Here is a 19,035-nt window from a genome sequence, read left to right as displayed (position 1 = left end):
TGTGGAATGGAAGTAGTTCGAGCGAATTTCGAAAGCAAACGAAGTGGCTGCTATGACACCTGGTAAAATGATTTTCAGCTGATACTTTCTTTCAGTTTCTGTTTTCTTTTTACACTCAGATCATTCCAGTGTTGATCATGAAGTGCTCCCTCAAATGAGTACAAGTAATAACAGACAGGTAGAGTTTCATTAGGATACTTTGCTTTGAGCTTTTTGTGTGCTTGTATTGCACCCACTTTTCGTAGCTCCGCCTCAGAAGAAATCCCGATTTCATTAAGACGTTCAGCAAGTTTCTTTCCTATATTTTTTAGATCAGTGAGCGGTCGATTTTGTGTCATGGTTCTGCTGAGATCCCTTTGTGTGTTCTGATACCGTGGCAACATGGGATAGATTTGATTTGGAATTCATAAAGAGTAATGATCTACCCTGCCCTTGTTAAAATGTATTTCTCATTCATTTAATGACGGCTAAAGATGCAAAGAATGAAGGAAAAGACGTACCTCGTGACGATTTTTTAAGCCAGACGTTCATAGGTTTCAATTGAAAACTTGGTGCCTTCAGCTTCAAATACGGGTTTTGACTGTTCCATGATATCTGCCCAGGCGTCACTTGCCATGCATGAATCATGATTCGATTTAGATTCCCATTCCCAATACATCATTGTTACATTTGATTCATGAGCTTGGTGAAATCGAATGGAAATGAAACCGGGCTGCTGTTTGGCAATCGGGACCATCTGTAATCCGATATTGTGAATTTCTTCTTTCAGTGAATCAGGATATTTTACTTTTGAAATAGCAACAAAACTCATGGCCTAATATCCCCTGATGAGTACTCAATATGTCTGAAATTCAACTTTACAGATGTAATATAGTAATGCTCGGAATTGATTGCTTTATCACATAGGTAAGGTAAGTTAACAACAATGATAACGAGGTGGAAAATCCAACTTCAAGCATTGTTTGCAATGATCTCAAAATAGGTGTTGTTGATTAGAAAATCTAAGTAAGTTTACTGGATTATAATGTTCGGGAACTGCTTAGAGCGAGTGCTTTGCCAGCCAAGAATCAATAACCAGAGAGACCAGATAAGATAGGTTCCGCTCAAACCTAATACAGTAATCACGATTTTTGCCTTGGGACTAGGGGTTAGTAAGATAAACGTTGTTAAAAGAATGGCTGTTATGAGGAACGCACTCCCAAATTTTCTACGGCCCTTTTCGATTACCGGAGAGTTTCGAGTCAAGATTCGTGGACCAAAACAAAATGTGGTCCACATCGCGAACATGCCGATTTGAAGTGCATTACTTCCTGGACCATTTCCCAATAGAGTCCATTCAACCATCAATCCGAAAAAACCAGCGGCGATATAGTGCAGAATATCCCCTCTCCACTTTGAAGAAATGAAGTGGTCAACCAGTTTACTTCCAGCATACGATATCGTCATAATTACTGGATAGGCAAAAAGTGCTATCTTGAATGCGGGAGGATTGACTCCAGCGACCAATTTCAATTCGGCTTCAGTGAAGAGACCTAATACGAGACCTGTTAAAAGAAATTGAAAGTAGCCCTTCATTGTTTCTCCTGATCGATCAAATTAATGTGTCAATCACATTTCTATTTGATATTCGTACGAGAATCTGATTTCTTGGAACTAAATAATCATGATTCAAGAATAGGAGCAATTAATCAGGCCCTTCGAAAACAGTAAGAAAACGAAGTTGGTTTCTTGATTGCCAATTATGATTGATTGTTCAATCTCTACAAAGCAAAGTGGTAAACATAGAACTGATCGTCTTGCTTCCAGCCAGCCGACTGGTATAGAGCTTGAGCAGACTTGTTGGTTATCTCTGTAGACAATGTGAGACGAACTGCATTTAAGGATTTGGCATAATCAACGGCTGCTGATAGCAGCCGGGTACCAACTCCTTTTCGACGTCCTTCAGTCGTGACGAAGAGATCGTTGAGAATAAATATTCTGGCCAGTGAAACCGAGGAAAAACTTGGGTAGAGCTGAGTGAAACCAACCGGTGTATCAGCATCAAAGGCGCTGAATAATACGGACTCTCCATGATTGAAACGTGCAGAGAGAAATTTACTTACAGCTCCAAGATCACTTGAGCGTCCATAAAACTGGCGGTAACTGTCAAATAAAGGTACAAGTTCATCAATATCGGTTAGAACGGCCTGTCTGACAGTAATCTTGTTCATGGCACACATCGGAGTCAGTTAACAGAGTCTTTTGTAACATCTCTAGATGCAAAATAGTCTCTGTTTTTGCAATTGTCTATGTACTGACAGAATGTATTAACCAGTTTTGTGATCTAATGTGAGCAATCAGTTTATGAATTGACATAAAAGAACAGGTTCATTTACACCCTTTTAGACTTTAAATTACTACTGACCAATGCAATACAATTCAGTTCCAGTCCGAATAAGAATAGTTTGGTCAACAGCTGCAGTTCCATAAACAGTGGGCCCTAATTGAGGATAACCCCCTGATCGGGGTTTTTCTGAATTTGTTTTCTCTTTTGCAGGAGACGATTTTTCATCGGGATTAGAGAAAATCGCGTTTGATGCAAGAATGTCAAATTCGGGGCCTTTCTGGATTACATCAGTCAGTCCTTTTTTCGTGAAAAAATAGATGTAATCCCCGGCTCCGAGAGGTGAACTCCAGCAGGGACCAGCGAGTCGTTGTGCATAGTGTTGCTCGCCAGATTCCAAATCGAGACAGTATACGACGCCCACTTTATTGACGAAGTAAGCACAGCCTTCATACGCCAAAGGAGTACAATAATAAGAGACCGCTTTTTTGGCTTTCCAGAGAACTTTGTACCCCGGTATTCCATCGACCGTGACAAGTTTCAAACAGCAGTTCGAAGCACTCGCTTTTTCTGCATTCGGATTTCTGCGGCTCATTGCAGCGCCAATTAAAATATAATTGCCAAAGACTGATGCAGAAGGAATGGTGTTTCCACTGAGGCCAGAATGAGTCCACATTAATTTTCCTGTGTTTCCGTGATAGCCTTTTACAGTTCCCCGAGAACTGACGATCACTTCCGGGGTTCCTTGACGATCTGCAATCACTGGTGAAGTCCAGGCGACGCCCGATTCTCGATCTGTTTTCCAAACCGTTTCGCCCGTCTTCTTGTCTAGCGCCAGTAAATAAGAAGGTCCATCATGTGCAGTCAGTACGATGACATGGTTCTTTGTCTGTGCGAGAGAATTGCCAATGCCATGATTACTGATGAATTTGCCGTAGTCTTTCACTAAAGAACGACGCCAAAGTTCCGAACCCGAATGTGCGTAAGCCACAACATCTCCACTTTCAAAGAAGGTATAAACTCTCTTTTCATCTATGACGGGTGTCGGGGCAGCACGAGAAACCATCGAAGACGATTTTTTAGTTTGGCTGGCGTTGAACTCTTTCGACCAAATGGGGCTTCCGTTAGAAATATCGAAAGCATGCACCAGGCATGTTTCCTGCTGGGGACCTTCAATCGAAGTTACATAAACTTGGTTTCCCCAAATGACAGGTGAAGATTGTCCGTAACCGGGGATTGTCTGTTTCCAGCGTATGCCTTTTTGGGGTGACCATTTTAATGGTAGCTTGCTTGCTTTAGAGATATTGGATCCGTTACCACGGAAACCAGACCAGTTTTCAGCACTCTCTAATTGTGAACTGAGCAGACCAAAAAAAAGAGTCAGTACGAGCTTCAGATTAGTGTTAAACACGATTCAATTCCTTCATTCGATGTTGAATGCGAATGGCCAATATGTAATGTATGCAATTCTAATTGTTGATAGAACAACGATCTAAAAAACGGAGAAAACGTTCCTATTTTTTCAGGAAGCTCGAAAATCGGTCGACGTTTAGTTTGGACGATGAGTGTTCTTGGACGGACTGAAGTGAATTGAGTTTTTTAAGACAAATTTCATGACGAGAGTCATCTCCTGCCAAGGAAAATATGCGGATTAGTTTTTGCAGACAATCAGCACAATGAATTTCGTTAAGCACCGATTTCTGAATTGCTTTGACTACAAGATAAGCTTCTTCACTTTGTCCTATTTGTTCTAACAAGTTACCCAGAGCAATCCGATAGTGTCGCTGCTCAGGATCAATATCGATGACCTTTCGGAGCACGTTAGCGACATGTTCTCTGGGATAGCCCATTTTCCCCATAAAATAAGCAACCCCAAACCACGACTCTGCACACTCCGGATCGAGCTCAACAGCTTTTCTGCATGCTTCCAATGCCAAGTGAGTCAGGTCAGGATATTGTCCCAGATATGAAGAGATTGCCGATAATAAAGTTTCTGGGATATCTTTTCTTTGTAATAAGATTGAAAAAACCGACCTTGCCAGTGAATGCTTTCCCGTTTCCCGATAATTTTTAGCCAGTACATACTGGCCTGAGGCAGAAATCGGAATTAATGTTGTGGCAGCTTCAAGCGAGTTGATTGATGATTTATGCCAGTGTATTGCGTCCTCAATCAAACCCTTCAATTCCCAGGCTTTGCCATATTCGGGATTGACTTTCAACAGTTGAGTCAGCTCTTCCAGTGATTGATAGTGTAAACTCTGTTTAAAAAGAGAGATTGCTTTTTGCAATGTTTTTTGTGCGTCCATGGCTCATTCACTCAGAGAAAAGAGTTTCATTGTTGATCCGAAAACGAGGAGAGACAAGAGCTCCTGGAAATGGGGCGTCTCCTAAGTAGAACTCTTGTCTCTTCAAGCGGAAATTCACACTTAATTCAATTTGACTTGCTCAATCGATTTGAGATGTCCTTTACGGGAAGCACCACCGATGGCGATTAAGCCGCCGTTGCCATCGGGGAGCAAGCGGTGGAAAAACCGGGGAGTGGCAAGAGAACTTACTTTTTTCCATTTCTGATTTTTCTGATCGAGCTGATAGACTCCACCGTCCATAACACTGACATAGAGATTTTCATCGATACTCCAGGCAGTCGTCCCGAATCCATTCATCGTACTACCTGGAATTTCCGGTCCTTTGGACCAATTACCGGTTTCAGGAGAGTAAATGTCGACTTCATGACTGATATCTCCACCAGAGTCGATTCCCCCCATGACGTAAATCTTTCCCTGATGTGCGGCTGCAGACAGGGCACGTCTCTGGAATGGTTGTTTGATGGCTTTCCACTGTGGATTCTCTGCTGAAGCATCAAGCACTACCATATCTTCCTGCCAGATCGAATCGATGCCATTCTGCATAGTCCAACCACCGACGACATACAAGTGATCTCCTAAAAATACAGAATCATGGGAAGATCGGCCTGTAGGCATTGATGGAATTGTTTCCCAGGTTTTCTTTTCTGGCGAATAGCGTTCGACAGTGGGAAGAGAGTTCATCTTGGACTCTTCTTTTTTCTTGTTTGTGACAGAGAGGCCTCCGACGCGATAAACACTGTCGCCATGTGGCGCCATCGCTAAACCTTGCAGAGGGGTTTTCAAAGGCAGTGATTCCCATCCTTTGGGGTGTTTGAGGTTCAGACGTTGGAATTTTTGTGAAAGATTTTCTGCACTATGTTGATGGGCGCGTCCGATGTGGCCACTATAGACATAAAGATAGTCACCACTGACGGCTGCTCCGAAACTTGAAATGGCATCGGGAAGCTGAGGAAACTTGCTCTTCTCAGCAGGCGTCGATTTTGTGGCAGCCGTTTTGTTGCTCTTTGACAGCGAAACATATGGTAGTGTCAGTGTGGAGTAGTGCCTGACACTATCGTACTTGTCACCGTTATGCTCGCCTTTTTTCTGTTCAGTATGTTTTGCTCTGATCGAGTAGATACCGTTGGAGAGCTTGGTCTGAAATTGGCCCTCAGCGTTAGTGGCTGCTGTAACAGATTCACTGCTGGTTTTGGGACCAATGATTTTGAGTTCGGCATCTGCCAGTGGTTTGCCGTTCCAGTTGACTTGAAGTGTGACTTCTTCTCCTTTTAAGACCGGTACAATTTCCAACGGTAATTCCTTTGAGCAGGAAATTTTATTCCAGACTCCCTGGCTTTTTTGTGGAAAAGCTTTGGCGTAGTACTTCAAGAGGAATTGACTATCGCCACGAGAAATGACGCCATAGATATGATCCAGGCCATAGGCTGCTTTCCCCGCTCCTTTGGGATTAGGAGTAATGAATAGGGAATCATCACCTTCGGTCAGGGAATAGGTTTGCAGTTTGCCATTGGGGCTTTTTTCCCAGACTTTGATTTTGGTGAGCCGTTTCAGTAAGTCGGGATCATCTGGCTCGGCGGCCTCACCGAAATAGAGCTGTACTTTGGCGGCATTATTTTTGCCTTCCGCTTGCGGTAAGAGCCAGAGGAAGTGTGCCTCGGCCTGATTGGATACGAATAACGCCAACAGACAGGCGACTGTAGTCATCCATTGAAATGGTCTCATAATCATACTCTTGTTTTAAGGTTTATGGTTGAACTGAATTTACTTTGTTTGCGAGATTGACGTGGGAGTGAGTAAACGATGGTTTGACAGCTTGATCGAACCGACGTTTCTATCAAAGTTCTCACTGCATTCCACAGTCAACATTGTTTCCGGCAAATCAAAATGACCTATTCTTATAAAAGCAAAGGTATTACTGCGATTGGACGTAATCGCACCGGTCTTAGGGTTACGATAAGTCACTGAAGTATCGCGAGGCAGAACCGAGCCCTCTTTAGTGCGCCAGACATCGAGTGTGGAAATTGTGAACCATGATTTTGGGGAACGCCGATGGACTTCGGTCATGACATCGTCATTTAAGCGAAAGGAAACGTGCTTACCATCGATATTCACTAAGCGGCCGAGTGGATGATCTATTTGATCATCCGCAAAAGTGGCGGGGATCGGTTTCTGCAGGCGGTACTTGCGATGGCCGATGACGGATTTCAGTTTCGGCAGACTCCATTCCAGTAGTTGATCATCCTCCAGAGTGAGTTTGACTTGGAAATCTTGATCGGCTGTCAGTTTTCCCTGTGTCTTTTTACCGTTATAAAGCACAGTCACATCGGCACTGAATCCTGGGAAATCACGCCAGACGGCGCGAGCTTCTCTGGCTTTTTGATAGAGCTTTGTCGCCTCTGCTTTATTCGGTTTTGAAACCAGTTGAGATTCAACTTCAGCCGGTGTCCATTGTAGTGTCGCTGACAATGCCAGTAACACAATGAGCCCGGCTAAGCTCCACTGTTTCAGTTCTCTATGCAAAAATGATTTTAATCTCATGAAAATTCTCCGCGCGGTGAATGAACAAATTATGTTGCATCTATTTGGATTCGATCTTAAATTCGAATGTGTTTTTCCCGTCTTTTGTGATCATGGCCGTCAGTTTTGAGTTTTTGTTATAAGTAGCAGGAATTTCTATGCTTGCCGGGTCTCTAAATGGCTTGCCTTGTTTTTTTGCTTTTTCCTGAATTTCAATAAATTCCTCCATCTCGGGAATGGTTGGATAGATTTCCACTCGAGCTTTACCGACTACAGGTCCACCTTTTTGGGGAATTTGAAAAATGCCTTCACTTACGATCCCGGCAGATTTGATTTTTCCTTCAGGTGTTTCCGAAATAAAGAGAATTCGAGCACTCGTTAAGGGGTCTTCATCGTAATAGACAAGTCCTGAAACGCTGACACGTTCGCCGCGAGGATCTTCTTTTGTTCCGCTGCAACCGAGACAATTCAACAAAAGCAATCCGATTACAAAAATTTGTCTGGTGATATAGTTTGCGAATATTTGTTTCATTGATAGTTTGAAAATAAGGGTCATTTCAAAAATCCTCACATGGCTTTCGCAGAGGTACTTTTTATCTTTCAGCAAGAATATAAGTACTTCCGCAGACCATTCTAGATAATAGAGTTTACTAGTGTTGTGGAAAGATCATTAAAATTCACCGATGACTTCACCTCCAGATTTAGTAGCAAGCGCATCCAGGGTACCGGCATCAATATTTTCACTCACAAAGCGAACTGCGCCATCTCCTAACAGGAAGTGAGCACCACCGATATGGTCACTCCTCCAGGTGGAACGATTCGCACTAAGATTGACATTAAAGTCACCACCTGTGTGTCCTAAGGCAACTCCAGGATAACTTCCCCCCCATCGATGACTTCCCCAACGTGGTGTGCCTTGAACTGCAGGGTCACCTGGGCATGATGAAGAATGGCTTGACCATAAGTAGTCTTCAAGGCGGTAATTAAATTCACCGCACATGATCGTATTTGACAATCCATCTGTGACATCTCGAAAAAGCGTGGGCTTTACAGACGCATGATTTTGTCCAGGGAACATGCCATCTGGGTTACCAGATCGTCCATCATGAATTCCTGTCGATGCACCATAACTGGTCGGTCCGCCTCGTTCTGCACAGGATAAAAAAGGGACTGCTCGAGGAAGCACCATTGTAGGGCAGAGGTAAACGGTAATGGTTCGATTGAGTGCATCTAAATTTGCTGGATCCGTATAGTAGAGATCGAAATCATACAAGTTTTGTAAATTGGTCTGATCCAGGTAGGGTAGGATTGCTGTAAAAGGGCTAAATAATTGATTATTTCCACCCATGGGAAGTGAGGTATGCACATCATGGTAGTTATGCATTGCCAGGCCAATTTGCTTCATATTATTCTTGCAGGAAGAGCGGCGGGCTGCTTCACGGGCCTGTTGGACAGCCGGAAGTAATAAAGCGATCAAAATTGCGATGATGGCAATGACGACAAGTAATTCAATGAGAGTGAATGCGCGTTTAGTGCGATGGCGGGGTAACATAGTTTCTCCTGAGTTGTAGGAATTACCAGAATAATGAAATTAGAACTGGAAATGATCCAATTCAGTGCCCGATTCAAACTGGCTGGCTGGCTACAAATGGAGAAGTGCCACTTTTTGCTGGCTGGCTGATTGAAATTGAAACTCAATCTCAATAAAAGGATCGTATAAATAGATCGTCTTCTCTGCAAGATTTCTCGTTCAAATTTTGAGAAAAAAAGCGAAAACAATCATTTCGAGCGGAAATCGCATAAAACTACAGGGATAAAACTCATTACAGCAGGATGGAATCCTGCTGATCTTAAAAAGCGGATCAGCAATTAAAGCCAGTTATTTGGAGATACATTCCAGGAACTGTTGGCCGAAGTCGTCACATTTCTTCTGCCCTACTCCCCAGATTTCCAGGAATTCCGCGATCGTTTTGGGTTTGTCGCGCGCCAGTTCTCGCAATGTGGTGTCGCCAAAGACCATATAAGGTTGCACACCTTTTTCACTGGCGATTTGTTTTCGAAGTTGCCGCAATTTTTCAAAGAGACTTTTATCGACGCCTTCCCAGTTCGCATCTGCTAATTGACTTTTAGAACGTTTTGTTTTCTCTGACTTGCTTGCCTGCGCGGGACGCATCAATTGCAGAGTTGATTCCCCACGCAACAACTGCCAGCCCGAGTCAGTAATTCGTAACTGTTGATATTCGGCCGTTTTGGTAATAAATTTCTGAGAAACCAACTGACTTAACCAGTTACGAATGGTTGAGAGGCTTTCATTTTTCAGTAGACCATAAGTGCTGAGCTGATCGTGATTGTTGGCGAGTACTTTCTTGTCTTTCGACCCTTTCAGGACAGCGGCCGTGTAGGCAGCACCATAATTTTGATCTTGTCGAAAAATAGAAGAGAGTATTTTCTGACCGATTTCTACTGAATCATCTACTTTTTGGAAATCACCCCGACAGAGATCACAGCCTGTTTCACAATCCTGCTCGAGATCCTGTCCGAAGTGCTGCATCAGATACCGGTGACGACAGTCAAAGGCATGGCAGTAATTTTGCATGGCTTGCAGTGATTGGAAAGCGGTGGCCTTCGATTCGTCCGGTTGGTCTTCCAGAATCAATTTCCAGATCACAGTGTCCTGCTCGGAATAGAATAAGACACATTCTGCCTCCAGACCGTCCCGCCCTGCCCTGCCACTTTCCTGTTGATAATTTTCCAATGACTTTGGTAAACCAGCATGAATCACATAGCGTACATTGGGTTTATCAATGCCCATGCCAAATGCGATTGTCGCAACAATAATGTCCACGCGATCTTGAATAAAGGCTTCCTGATTGGCGGCGCGTTCTTCATCTGGCAAGCCCGCATGATACGGTCTTGACTCATAGCCGGCATTATTTAAGGACTCACTAAGCGATTCCACATCGGCGCGGGAGATACAATAAATGACTCCGGACTCATTCGGATGTCTGTCGAGCACTTCGCAAACCTGTGCTAATCGGTCTGCTCGTCGCGCGACAGAATAAGTTAAATTAGGACGATCAAACGAACCGACGAGCAGCTCCGGCGAATTTAACCCCAGTTGCATTGCGATATCGGATCGTACTTGTTCGGTTGCCGTGGCGGTATAGGCATGAATGCCGCATTCTGGAAAGATACTTTTCAGTTCCTGCAGCTCACGATAGTGGGGGCGAAAATCATGCCCCCACATACTCACACAATGGGCTTCATCGATCACAATAAATGCCAATTTGATTTCGGCCAGCATGCTGAGCATGCCTTCCAGCATGAGCCGTTCGGGAGCAACATAGAGGAGTTTGATGTTGCCTGCACGCACTTCTCTTAAAGCATGTCGGGATTCTTCTTGTTCGAGAGAACTATTAAGGTAGGCGGCGGAAATGCCACAGACACGGAGTGCGTCAACCTGGTCTTTCATAAGTGAGATTAGCGGGCTGACAACGACTGCCATCCCGTCCATACACAGTGCAGGTGCCTGATAACAAAGTGATTTTCCCCCGCCAGTGGGAAGTACGACCAGAGAATCGCGGCCTTCCAGGACCGCCGTCATCGCTTCTTGCTGGAGAGGACGAAATTCTGTGTAACCCCAATACTCGTGTATAATATCCAGTAATGCGTCTTCCATCCCTGTTTTAGCCATCACTAATCCTGCTGAGTCTATGCCGTCTGTAAAGTTACCTTCAAGAACTGACACATATCCTAGCGGTTCACTATGAAAAGCTAAAGGATGGTTTTCAGAGATGTACTAGAAATCAAATGACTTCTGGCATAGGAGAATAGTTATCGACCAGATAATGTGGACGACCAGAGAGATCTTGGATTGAGGCGGCAGTATAATCGATGCCCAAATGGTGATAGAGAGTGGCAAACACTTCTCCAAAGTGGATCGGGCGATCAGCGATTTGCGCTCCCAATCGATCCGTACTGCCAATCACCTGCCCGGTTTTGAAGCCACCCCCTGCCAGTAATCCTCCACCAACGGCTGGCCAGTGATCGCGGCCTGCTTCTTTATTGATTTTGGGAGTCCGCCCAAATTCACCCCAGGCGACAACGGCCACATCATCTGCCATCCCTCGTTCGTGTAAATCTTCTATCAGTGTGGCTAATCCCTGGTCAAAAAGTGGGAGATGTGTATTTTTTAATCCACTGAAATTGTTGCTGTGAAAATCCCAACGGCCAAAATTCAATGTAACGATCCTTGCCCCCGCTTCGACCAGACGTCGCGCCATGAGAAAATGCTCAAGATTACGAGGCGCACCATCACCAAAGTTCTTGGGATCTCCTTTACCATAGCGCGCTCTGGTAGCTGGGTCTTCCTGAGAAAGATCCAGCGCATTGACCAGGCGATTGGAAGTCAGGATATTAAAAACCTGTTCGTTCATATCATCCATGCCTACCATGGAACCACTTGAGTCCGCTTCGCGTTTGAATTGGTCAAAGGAAGCCAGTAATTGTTTACGGTCATCTAAGCGTGTCGCATCGATGCCATTCAAAACCATATTCTTTCGCGCGGGACCGGATGGACGGAAAGCCGCATGGCTTACACCCAGGAAACCGGGGAGTCCGGGAGATCCATAAGGGGGATGGCGGGCATCAGGAGAGAGTCCAACAAAAGGTGGCACCGCAGGATTCGCTGGACCTTGCAATTTAGAAACAACAGAACCGATGGCGGGCCAGCCACCGGCTGGCTGATTCCGAGTGGTTCGACCTGTATAACAGATGAACGAATCATGTGCCCCGTTGGGTGATCCGTGCACGGAACGTAGTGGAATAATTTTGTCAGCGATCTTTCCCAGTCTGGGGAGGTGCTCACAAATCTGGAACCCGGGAACTTGTGTGTTGACTGGTCGGAATTCACCACGGATTTCAGAAGGAGCGTCCATTTTCAGATCATACATGTCCTGATGCGAAGGAGCACCACACATGTAAATCATGATGACTGCTTTTTGCCGTTTGCTTTGTCCTGAATTGGACTCTGCTTGAAGAAGCTGAGGCAGAGTGAGACCACCTAAACCGAGTGCGCCGATTTTCAGGATTTCTCGACGAGAAACACGATCACAAAGTTGAGTTTCTGGACCCAATATGGAAAGCATAGATGTTCCTTTTCAAGGAATGGCGGGATTACAGTGTTGTTATCGGTAGGTGAGCATTCAGGTATGAAATCAATGATAAAAAACCATTGATATGTATTATTGTAGACTTCATTTCGTGTAAATCCAAGCCCAAATTACCAAAGTCCTTCCTAAGTTCAAAAAAATCAAAATGTATTGATTTTAGGGGATCAAGTTAGATCTGGAGAAATAGAGTGAATATCGAGTTTCTTTCGCATCTCTAAGATCTTCTTTTACAGATCATAAAGATAAGTACGACTACTTAAACTTCATTTTGTTAATCATCAACCAGAACTTGTTGAGCGAAGTAGTGTCCTGTACCAGAGTCTCGTTCCATTCAACACTTTTTATAAATTTGATGATAAGTGATCATAAAGTCAAAAATGATTTGAAATTTGAATTAGGAACGAGAAAATAAAAGAGACAATCAAGTTTGAAGAGTAGAATTGAATTCATCATGAAATCACGATTTGCGAAAAACGAAAGTCGTTATTAATAGAAGTGAGAATTTGGTCATCTTAACTTGGGAGGCCCGCAGTGAATCCAGCAAAAATTGACTCTGCATCAAAAGAAGCTCAACCAAGAGAAATTGTCAATTCTGAAAGCAAAACGGTTCTTTCGAGCGATCAGCCAGGATCACCTGATCCTCAACATACTTTGAGTAAAGCCACCGCCTTTGACAAATGGCTCATGCGAACCATGTTGCAGAAGGCAGGAAATCCCGACATTGAAGTGGTTTTATGGGATAAATCCATTATCTCTAATAGAACTTCTACTCCTTCTGTTCGCGTACATATTCATAGTCGTAGTACCCTCTATAAATTGATGCTCGATCCCAGTCTTTATTTTGGTGATGGGTATTCACAGGGCACGATCGAAGTTGAAGGTGATTTGATTTCGTTTAATGAAGAAATGAATCGCGGGACAAATTCGATTAATACGAAGCGGTTTTATCGAGATAGAATGCGCAGCTGTTTTAACTGGCTCAAACGCAATACGATTGATGCTGCTCGAACGAATATTCATCACCATTACGATATCGGAAATGAATTCTATCAACTCTGGCTTGACGAGCAATTGGCTTATACCTGCGCGTATTTTTCTGACCCGGAGATGTCTCTGGAATCGGCACAAATTGCAAAGATGGATCATGTATGCCGAAAAGTAGGACTGAAACCGGGAGATACTGTTGTCGAAGCGGGCTGTGGCTGGGGAGCCCTGGCTTTGCATATGGCAAAATATTATGGAGCCAAAGTGAAAGCGTTTAATATTTCTCACGAACAAATTGTTTACGCACGTGAGCGTGCGAAAGCGGAAGGCTTGAGTGATCGGGTTGAATTCGTTGAAGATGACTGGCGCAACATTACCGGAAGCTATGACTCTTTTGTTTCTGTCGGGATGCTGGAGCATGTTGGTTTGAAAAATTATGAAAAACTGGGTGAAGTCATTGCCCGTTGTCAAAGCGTCCATGGTCGAGGCTTAATCCACTCGATTGGTTGCAACTCGCCACGCGTGTTGGACAGCTGGACCACCAAACGCATTTTTCCTGGCGCTCATGTTCCCAGTCTGAGTGAGATGATGCAAATTTTTGAACCGCAGAAATTTTCCGTTCTCGATGTCGAAAATATTCGTTTGCATTATGCCCTCACCCTGCAACATTGGTTACAAAGATATGAGCAGCACCTAGACCGTGTCACAGAAATGTTTGATGATAATTTTATTCGTGCCTGGCGTCTTTATTTATCAGCTTCTGTTGCCGCTTTTCGAGCAGGGTCACTTCAACTATTTCAGGTCGTGTTTACGAATGGGATTAATAATGAAATTCCCTGGACGCGAGCCGGTTTGTATCAGGATAACGCATCTGAAACAATGAGAGGATAAAACGACCGTGACTGAGGAATCCTGTGATGTTCTGATTGTCGGGGGTGGCCCCGGCGGTTCCTCTTGTGCATGGGGCTTACGCGATTCGGGGCTGGACGTACTTGTTCTTGATAAAGCAACGTTTCCGCGCGATAAGATTTGCGCAGGATGGATTACGCCCGCTGTTGCTGAATTGCTCGATATCGATTTACTATCGTATGACCGAGATCATATTCTCCAGCCTATCACCCATTTTCGGACAGGAATTATCGATGGTGCGATAGTTGAGACGGAATACTCGGATATCGTCAGTTATGGAATTCGTCGTTGTGAGTTTGACGATTATTTGCTCAAACGTTGTGGCGCTCGAACCAGATTAGGAGAAGCGTTAAAGTCGATTGAGCGTCTGAATGATGCATGGATCGTCAATGGTAGTTTGCGCGCAAAATTTGTCGTTGGTGCAGGCGGGCATTTCTGTCCGGTAGCCCGATGGCTGAATCGAGAAAGCCGCTCTGAAAAATCAGTCGTCTTAGCGCAAGAAGCGGAATTCCCACTCAATCTGGAACAACAAGAGCTTTGTCGGGTAAGACCAGACACACCAGAACTTTATTTCTGTCGCGATTTGAAAGGCTATGGCTGGTGTTTTCTGAAAGACGGCTATTTAAATGTCGGCCTGGGACGCGAAGGTGAAAAACAACTTTCGGCAGTTCGAGATAAGTTTACACATTTTCTGGATCGACAGAGACGTGTTCCCAGAGAGATTCTTGGAAAATTTCGCGGGCATGCCTATCGCCTGTATGGTTTGCAAAAGCGTAAGGTCGTTGACGATGGAATGTTATTGATCGGTGATGCCGCTGGCTTGGCAGTCCCGCAAAGTGGGGAAGGAATTCGACCTGCTGTGGAATCAGGGCTCATCGCCGCAGATGTGATTCAAAATTGTCAGCAACAATATTCCAGAGATTGTTTGGTTACCTATCAGGAGAAACTCATCAATCGATTTGGTAAGTGGCCTGATACACCTGCCACGAGTATCGTACCGGCGGCTCTTCGGCAGTTTCTCGGCAGGCAATTAATGGCTTCCCAATGGTTCACTCGGAAAGTCCTGCTGGACCGTTGGTTCCTGCAAAGACATTTACCTCCATTGATTCGCAACTAAATCCCAAAAGCGAGTTTGCAAATTCATAAAATCATTTACCTGTACGAGATTTAGTATCAACTCTATATTGCGCCTGATTTAGTCATAGTAGTCTCAAAGCAATGATACGAAGTCCAAACAGTCTTGAAGACGCGGCAATAAACTTAGATACAGGCTAGCTTAATTGAGACCACTCGAGTTCGATTCCCTGCTTTGTCAGTAGATTCTGAAAATCTTGAAGTTGTTGCGGGTTGTTTCGAATCATCCGCGGAGTGGTACCTTTGGAGATCGCCTGGGCACAGAGTGCTCCTGCTGCTTCACCAATCGACCATTCCACCGGATGAAGACGATAGCAGCCATTTGAGATGTGTGTCGTGCCAATGTTTTTGCAGGCTGGGATTAAGTTTTCAATTCGTTGAGGAATCATTGCACCGAGTGGAATTTGAAAAGGGACACTCGCCATGTCGATATAGTTGTCCCCCCCCGAACTGGGATGAAGATCCAGGTGATAATATCCAATGCCAATCGAGTCTGAGAATGGTTTTGCCAGGAGCGGTTTATGGTCTTTACCCATGACTTTGGTTCGTTCTGTAAGAGTCAGGTCTTGTTCTTTGATCGTCAGTTCTGCTTTAATGCGGCGAGACTCACGAATGTAGGGATACTTGGCCAGTCCGTCATCTGTACCCACAATATCTTTTCGCAGACGTAGCCCTTTCCAGCCTTGCTGACCATCGGGTCTGGGGGCTTCTGTTTGAAGCCAATAGAGTAAGGAAAGACTGAGTTGTTTCGCAGCATTTAAGTGCTTCTCTCGCTCGGCGGGAGTCACATCGGTGATGTTGCCCAGCATGTAATCATTCTGTGGCCAATTGACAACAGTAATGTCGCTGGCATAAGTGCCCGGGATAAAATTGTTGCGGTCAATCATTCTGCGATAACGCCAGAGATTCAGTGTTTTGGTTCTTGGTAGAACTGCATCTTTACCGCTGGGAACAAATGACAGTGTTTTGGGTTTTAAGGTACGAGGGTAAGAGTAATCAAGCGAAAGTATTTTGCCTGACCAGGCCGGTGTCAATGGTGGAACATGATTCTTCCAGAATCCGTACATTGGGGGCCGCTCGATGGTGTGGTCTTCTCCTTCCAGGTGATCTATGGCAAAACAATGTGTAAACGATTGAATGTTTGCCGGATTGGCACGCTCAGGTGCGTGTGGTTCATTGGTCTCTTTTTGTGACTCTGCCCCTAATGCATACTCTGTTCCCGTTAAAGGAAGTAAGTCCCCTTCTTCGCTGGCGTCGACAAAATATTTTCCGTGTAAAGTAACTGATTTGTTCAACCCTAAGGTGTGGCACTTAACCGCCTCAACCTGATCACCAGTGTAATTAGCACTGATGGGTGATGTATTCAAAAGCAATGTCAATCGTCCCCGACTGATTTCAGGTGCTAACATCGATTGCAATGCCGCAAGTCCCACCTTGGGCTCGTGACAGATGCGCGAGACGGAACCATTGCCCGGGTTCAAATTGGGAATCTGTTGTGCCTTGCTCGTTAATGGATAATGCTGCTTGTAATAACTGCGGATAAGAGTTCGCAGTTGCGCATACGATTTTGTGCGACCAAATGATTCAATCCACTTGTGCTCATCGGGAGGCACAGCCTGTTGTGAAATCTGACCTCCAATCCAGTCCGTGGGTTCTGTCAAAATTACCGTTGCGCCATTACGGCAGGCTGCGAGGGCGGCTGCACAACCTCCCAGACCACTGCCAATGATTACAACATCAGCTTTGAGTTCCCTGGGGATAGATGCATAAGAGGTTCTCGATTGTAAAGCTTGAAGTAAAATAGGACTAAAGATTCCAAAACCAAAGATACCACACTGGCTTAAAAACTGTCGTCGTTTCATGTGACTCATTTTCGGGGATTAAGAAAAGATTAATGGACAAGGTAAGATTATGATGGTTGAAGACGAATACAATAATTGTCTTGGGAAGCTTCTTTCAGTATACCGAATGCAGCACCAGGCGGAAGAGAAGCTTTCCTTTCATAGTCGGGTTATGATGAATTTTTTTAAGGGTTTTTGATGTTAAGACATTCTATTTTATTTCTCAGTTTGGTGTGTTGTTCTTCTCGCCTGATCGCATCGGAGTATTTTCAGATTCGTGTGATTGATGTGGAAACGGAACGAGGAATTCCACTGGTAGAATTAGAGACAGTGAATCAGATCAAATATGTCACTGATAGTAATGGTATTGCCGCCATTAATGAGCCTGGGTTAATGAATCAGGATGTCTATTTCCATATTCGCAGTCATGGCTATGTATACCCTAAAGACGGGTTTGGATTGATCGGCAAAAAACTGGAAGTCAAGCCAGGTGGCCAAGCGGTTTTGCAGATGAAGCGAATTAATCTTGCGCAACGACTTTACCGAGTGACAGGTGGGGGGATTTATCGTGATAGCCTGCTTGTGGGAGAGCCTGTCCCTCTGAAAGAACCGACATTGAATGGTCGTGTACTCGGGTCAGACAGTGTTGTGAATTCGGTTTTCAAAAATCGGATTTACTGGTTTTGGGGAGACACAAACAGAGTCGATTATCCACTTGGCAATTTTCATGTGCCTGGGGCGGTTTCAAAATTGCCTACTCAGGGAGGACTGGATATCAATCAGGGAGTCAATCTGAATTATTTTCTGAATGAAAACGGTTTTGCAAAAAAGACCTGTGAAATGCCTGGCGCAGGGCCAACCTGGATCGATGCGTTAGTGACACTCAAGGATGAGTCAGGTGAAGAACGTCTGTTTGCCAAATATGTTAAAGTAAAACCGCCATTAACTGTATATGAACGTGGATTAGTGGAGTTTAATGACGAATTAAAACAGTTTGAGAAACAGAAGGTGTTCGATTTTGATGCCCCGCTCTATCCTATCGGGCATCCCGTTCTACACCGGATGGAAGGGGTTGACTATGTCTTATTTGGTCTGGCTTTTCCATTAATTCGTGTGCGTGCGACTCCTGAAGCGTTGGAGGATTTGTCTGTGTATGAAACCTATACTTATTTGAAACCAGGGAAAAAGAAAGAGGAATGGGCTGTTGACCGTGATAAGCAGGGACAGTTGCAATACATGTGGAGAAAAAAAATGCCTCCTTTGAGCAATGAGTTAGAGCAAAAGCTAGTCAAACAGAACAAAATTTCGGCGAGTGAAGGGTTTTGTAATCTGTTTGATATAGAAACAAAACAAAAAATCGAAATTTTGAATAGTTCTGTTGCCTGGAATGCTTATCGAAACAAGTGGACCATGATCGCGCTTCAAAAGAATGGTACGTCTATGCTGGGCGAGATTTGGTATTCAGAAGCGGAAAGTCCGCTCGGTCCTTGTAAGTGGGCGCGAAAGATTGTGACGCATGACAAATACAGTTTTTATAATCCAAAACAACATTCCATATTTGCACAGGACAATGGACGTTTCATCTACTTCGAAGGGACTTATACGACATTGTTTTCAGGAAATCCGGTCAAAACGCCCCGTTACGATTATAATCAAATCATGTACAAACTGGATTTGTCTGACCCCCGCTTAGCACCCGAGTTGTTTCAACAATGAAATGGTTTTGGTAGAACCGGCGAAAAAGAACACAGAGACGAATTATTTTAATTCGTCTCTGTGTTCGCGCATTG

General features: G+C 44.4%; 16 protein-coding genes. 3 read left to right on the top strand and 13 right to left on the bottom strand.

The window, feature by feature from the left end:
- Window positions 1–74: 74 nt before the first annotated feature.
- From V144x_RS15850 to V144x_RS15795, 12 genes are all read right to left on the bottom strand, one after another.
- Window positions 75–338, bottom strand: a complete 264-nt coding sequence (locus tag V144x_RS15850) for a TfoX/Sxy family protein (protein WP_144986099.1) — start codon at window positions 336–338, stop codon at window positions 75–77.
- Window positions 339–514: 176 nt separating this feature from the next.
- Window positions 515–811 carry an antibiotic biosynthesis monooxygenase family protein gene (locus V144x_RS15845; RefSeq protein WP_144986098.1) on the bottom strand — a complete coding sequence of 99 codons (297 nt, stop codon included), beginning with the start codon at window positions 809–811 and terminating at the stop codon, window positions 515–517.
- Window positions 812–1,011: 200 nt separating this feature from the next.
- Window positions 1,012–1,575, bottom strand: coding sequence for a hypothetical protein (locus V144x_RS15840; RefSeq protein ID WP_144986097.1), 564 nt, complete (start codon window positions 1,573–1,575; stop codon window positions 1,012–1,014).
- Window positions 1,576–1,760: 185 nt separating this feature from the next.
- Window positions 1,761–2,210 carry a GNAT family N-acetyltransferase gene (locus V144x_RS15835; protein ID WP_144986096.1) on the bottom strand — a complete coding sequence of 150 codons (450 nt, stop codon included), beginning with the start codon at window positions 2,208–2,210 and terminating at the stop codon, window positions 1,761–1,763.
- Window positions 2,211–2,396: 186 nt separating this feature from the next.
- Entirely contained in the window at window positions 2,397–3,734 is a 1,338-nt protein-coding gene (locus V144x_RS15830) for an outer membrane protein assembly factor BamB family protein (RefSeq protein ID WP_144986095.1), read from the bottom strand.
- A gap of 103 nt (window positions 3,735–3,837) precedes the next feature.
- Window positions 3,838–4,629, bottom strand: a complete 792-nt coding sequence (locus tag V144x_RS15825; protein ID WP_144986094.1) for a tetratricopeptide repeat protein — start codon at window positions 4,627–4,629, stop codon at window positions 3,838–3,840.
- Window positions 4,630–4,749: 120 nt separating this feature from the next.
- Window positions 4,750–6,411, bottom strand: coding sequence for a Kelch repeat-containing protein (locus V144x_RS15820; RefSeq protein WP_197998457.1), 1,662 nt, complete (start codon window positions 6,409–6,411; stop codon window positions 4,750–4,752).
- Window positions 6,412–6,450: 39 nt separating this feature from the next.
- Complete coding sequence (locus tag V144x_RS15815; RefSeq protein WP_144986092.1) at window positions 6,451–7,227, bottom strand: DUF3386 family protein; 777 nt, start codon at window positions 7,225–7,227, stop codon at window positions 6,451–6,453.
- 40 nt (window positions 7,228–7,267) lie between these two features.
- A complete protein-coding gene (locus tag V144x_RS15810) occupies window positions 7,268–7,762 on the bottom strand; it encodes a hypothetical protein (protein ID WP_144986091.1) in 495 nt (164 codons plus the stop codon).
- Between the two features lie 114 nt (window positions 7,763–7,876).
- Entirely contained in the window at window positions 7,877–8,758 is an 882-nt protein-coding gene (locus V144x_RS15805; protein WP_144986090.1) for a DUF1559 domain-containing protein, read from the bottom strand.
- Between the two features lie 327 nt (window positions 8,759–9,085).
- Window positions 9,086–10,900: a DNA helicase RecQ gene (recQ, locus tag V144x_RS15800; protein ID WP_144986089.1), complete on the bottom strand. Its 1,815-nt coding sequence runs from the start codon at window positions 10,898–10,900 to the stop codon at window positions 9,086–9,088.
- Window positions 10,901–11,012: 112 nt separating this feature from the next.
- A complete protein-coding gene (locus V144x_RS15795; RefSeq protein ID WP_144986088.1) occupies window positions 11,013–12,353 on the bottom strand; it encodes a DUF1501 domain-containing protein in 1,341 nt (446 codons plus the stop codon).
- Between the two features lie 555 nt (window positions 12,354–12,908).
- Between V144x_RS15795 and V144x_RS15790 the strand changes: the two genes are divergently transcribed.
- Together V144x_RS15790 and V144x_RS15785 are read left to right on the top strand one after the other, a co-directional pair.
- Window positions 12,909–14,252: an SAM-dependent methyltransferase gene (locus tag V144x_RS15790; protein ID WP_232102545.1), complete on the top strand. Its 1,344-nt coding sequence runs from the start codon at window positions 12,909–12,911 to the stop codon at window positions 14,250–14,252.
- A 7-nt stretch (window positions 14,253–14,259) separates the two neighbouring features.
- Window positions 14,260–15,387 (top strand): NAD(P)/FAD-dependent oxidoreductase, encoded by a 1,128-nt coding sequence (locus V144x_RS15785; RefSeq protein WP_144986087.1) that lies wholly within the window; start codon window positions 14,260–14,262, stop codon window positions 15,385–15,387.
- Between the two features lie 154 nt (window positions 15,388–15,541).
- Here V144x_RS15785 and V144x_RS15780 read toward each other — a convergent pair whose 3' ends face one another.
- Window positions 15,542–17,266 carry an FAD-dependent oxidoreductase gene (locus V144x_RS15780; RefSeq protein WP_144986086.1) on the bottom strand — a complete coding sequence of 575 codons (1,725 nt, stop codon included), beginning with the start codon at window positions 17,264–17,266 and terminating at the stop codon, window positions 15,542–15,544.
- Window positions 17,267–17,443: 177 nt separating this feature from the next.
- Here V144x_RS15780 and V144x_RS15775 point away from each other — a divergent pair, with 177 nt between their 5' ends.
- Window positions 17,444–18,961: a hypothetical protein gene (locus tag V144x_RS15775; protein ID WP_144986085.1), complete on the top strand. Its 1,518-nt coding sequence runs from the start codon at window positions 17,444–17,446 to the stop codon at window positions 18,959–18,961.
- The last annotated feature ends 74 nt before the right edge of the window (window positions 18,962–19,035 follow it).

Origin of the sequence: Gimesia aquarii, from assembly GCF_007748195.1 — a bacterium.
GTDB classification, from domain to species: Bacteria; Planctomycetota; Planctomycetia; order Planctomycetales; family Planctomycetaceae; genus Gimesia; species Gimesia aquarii.
This window is presented reverse-complemented; position numbering and strand designations above follow the sequence as displayed.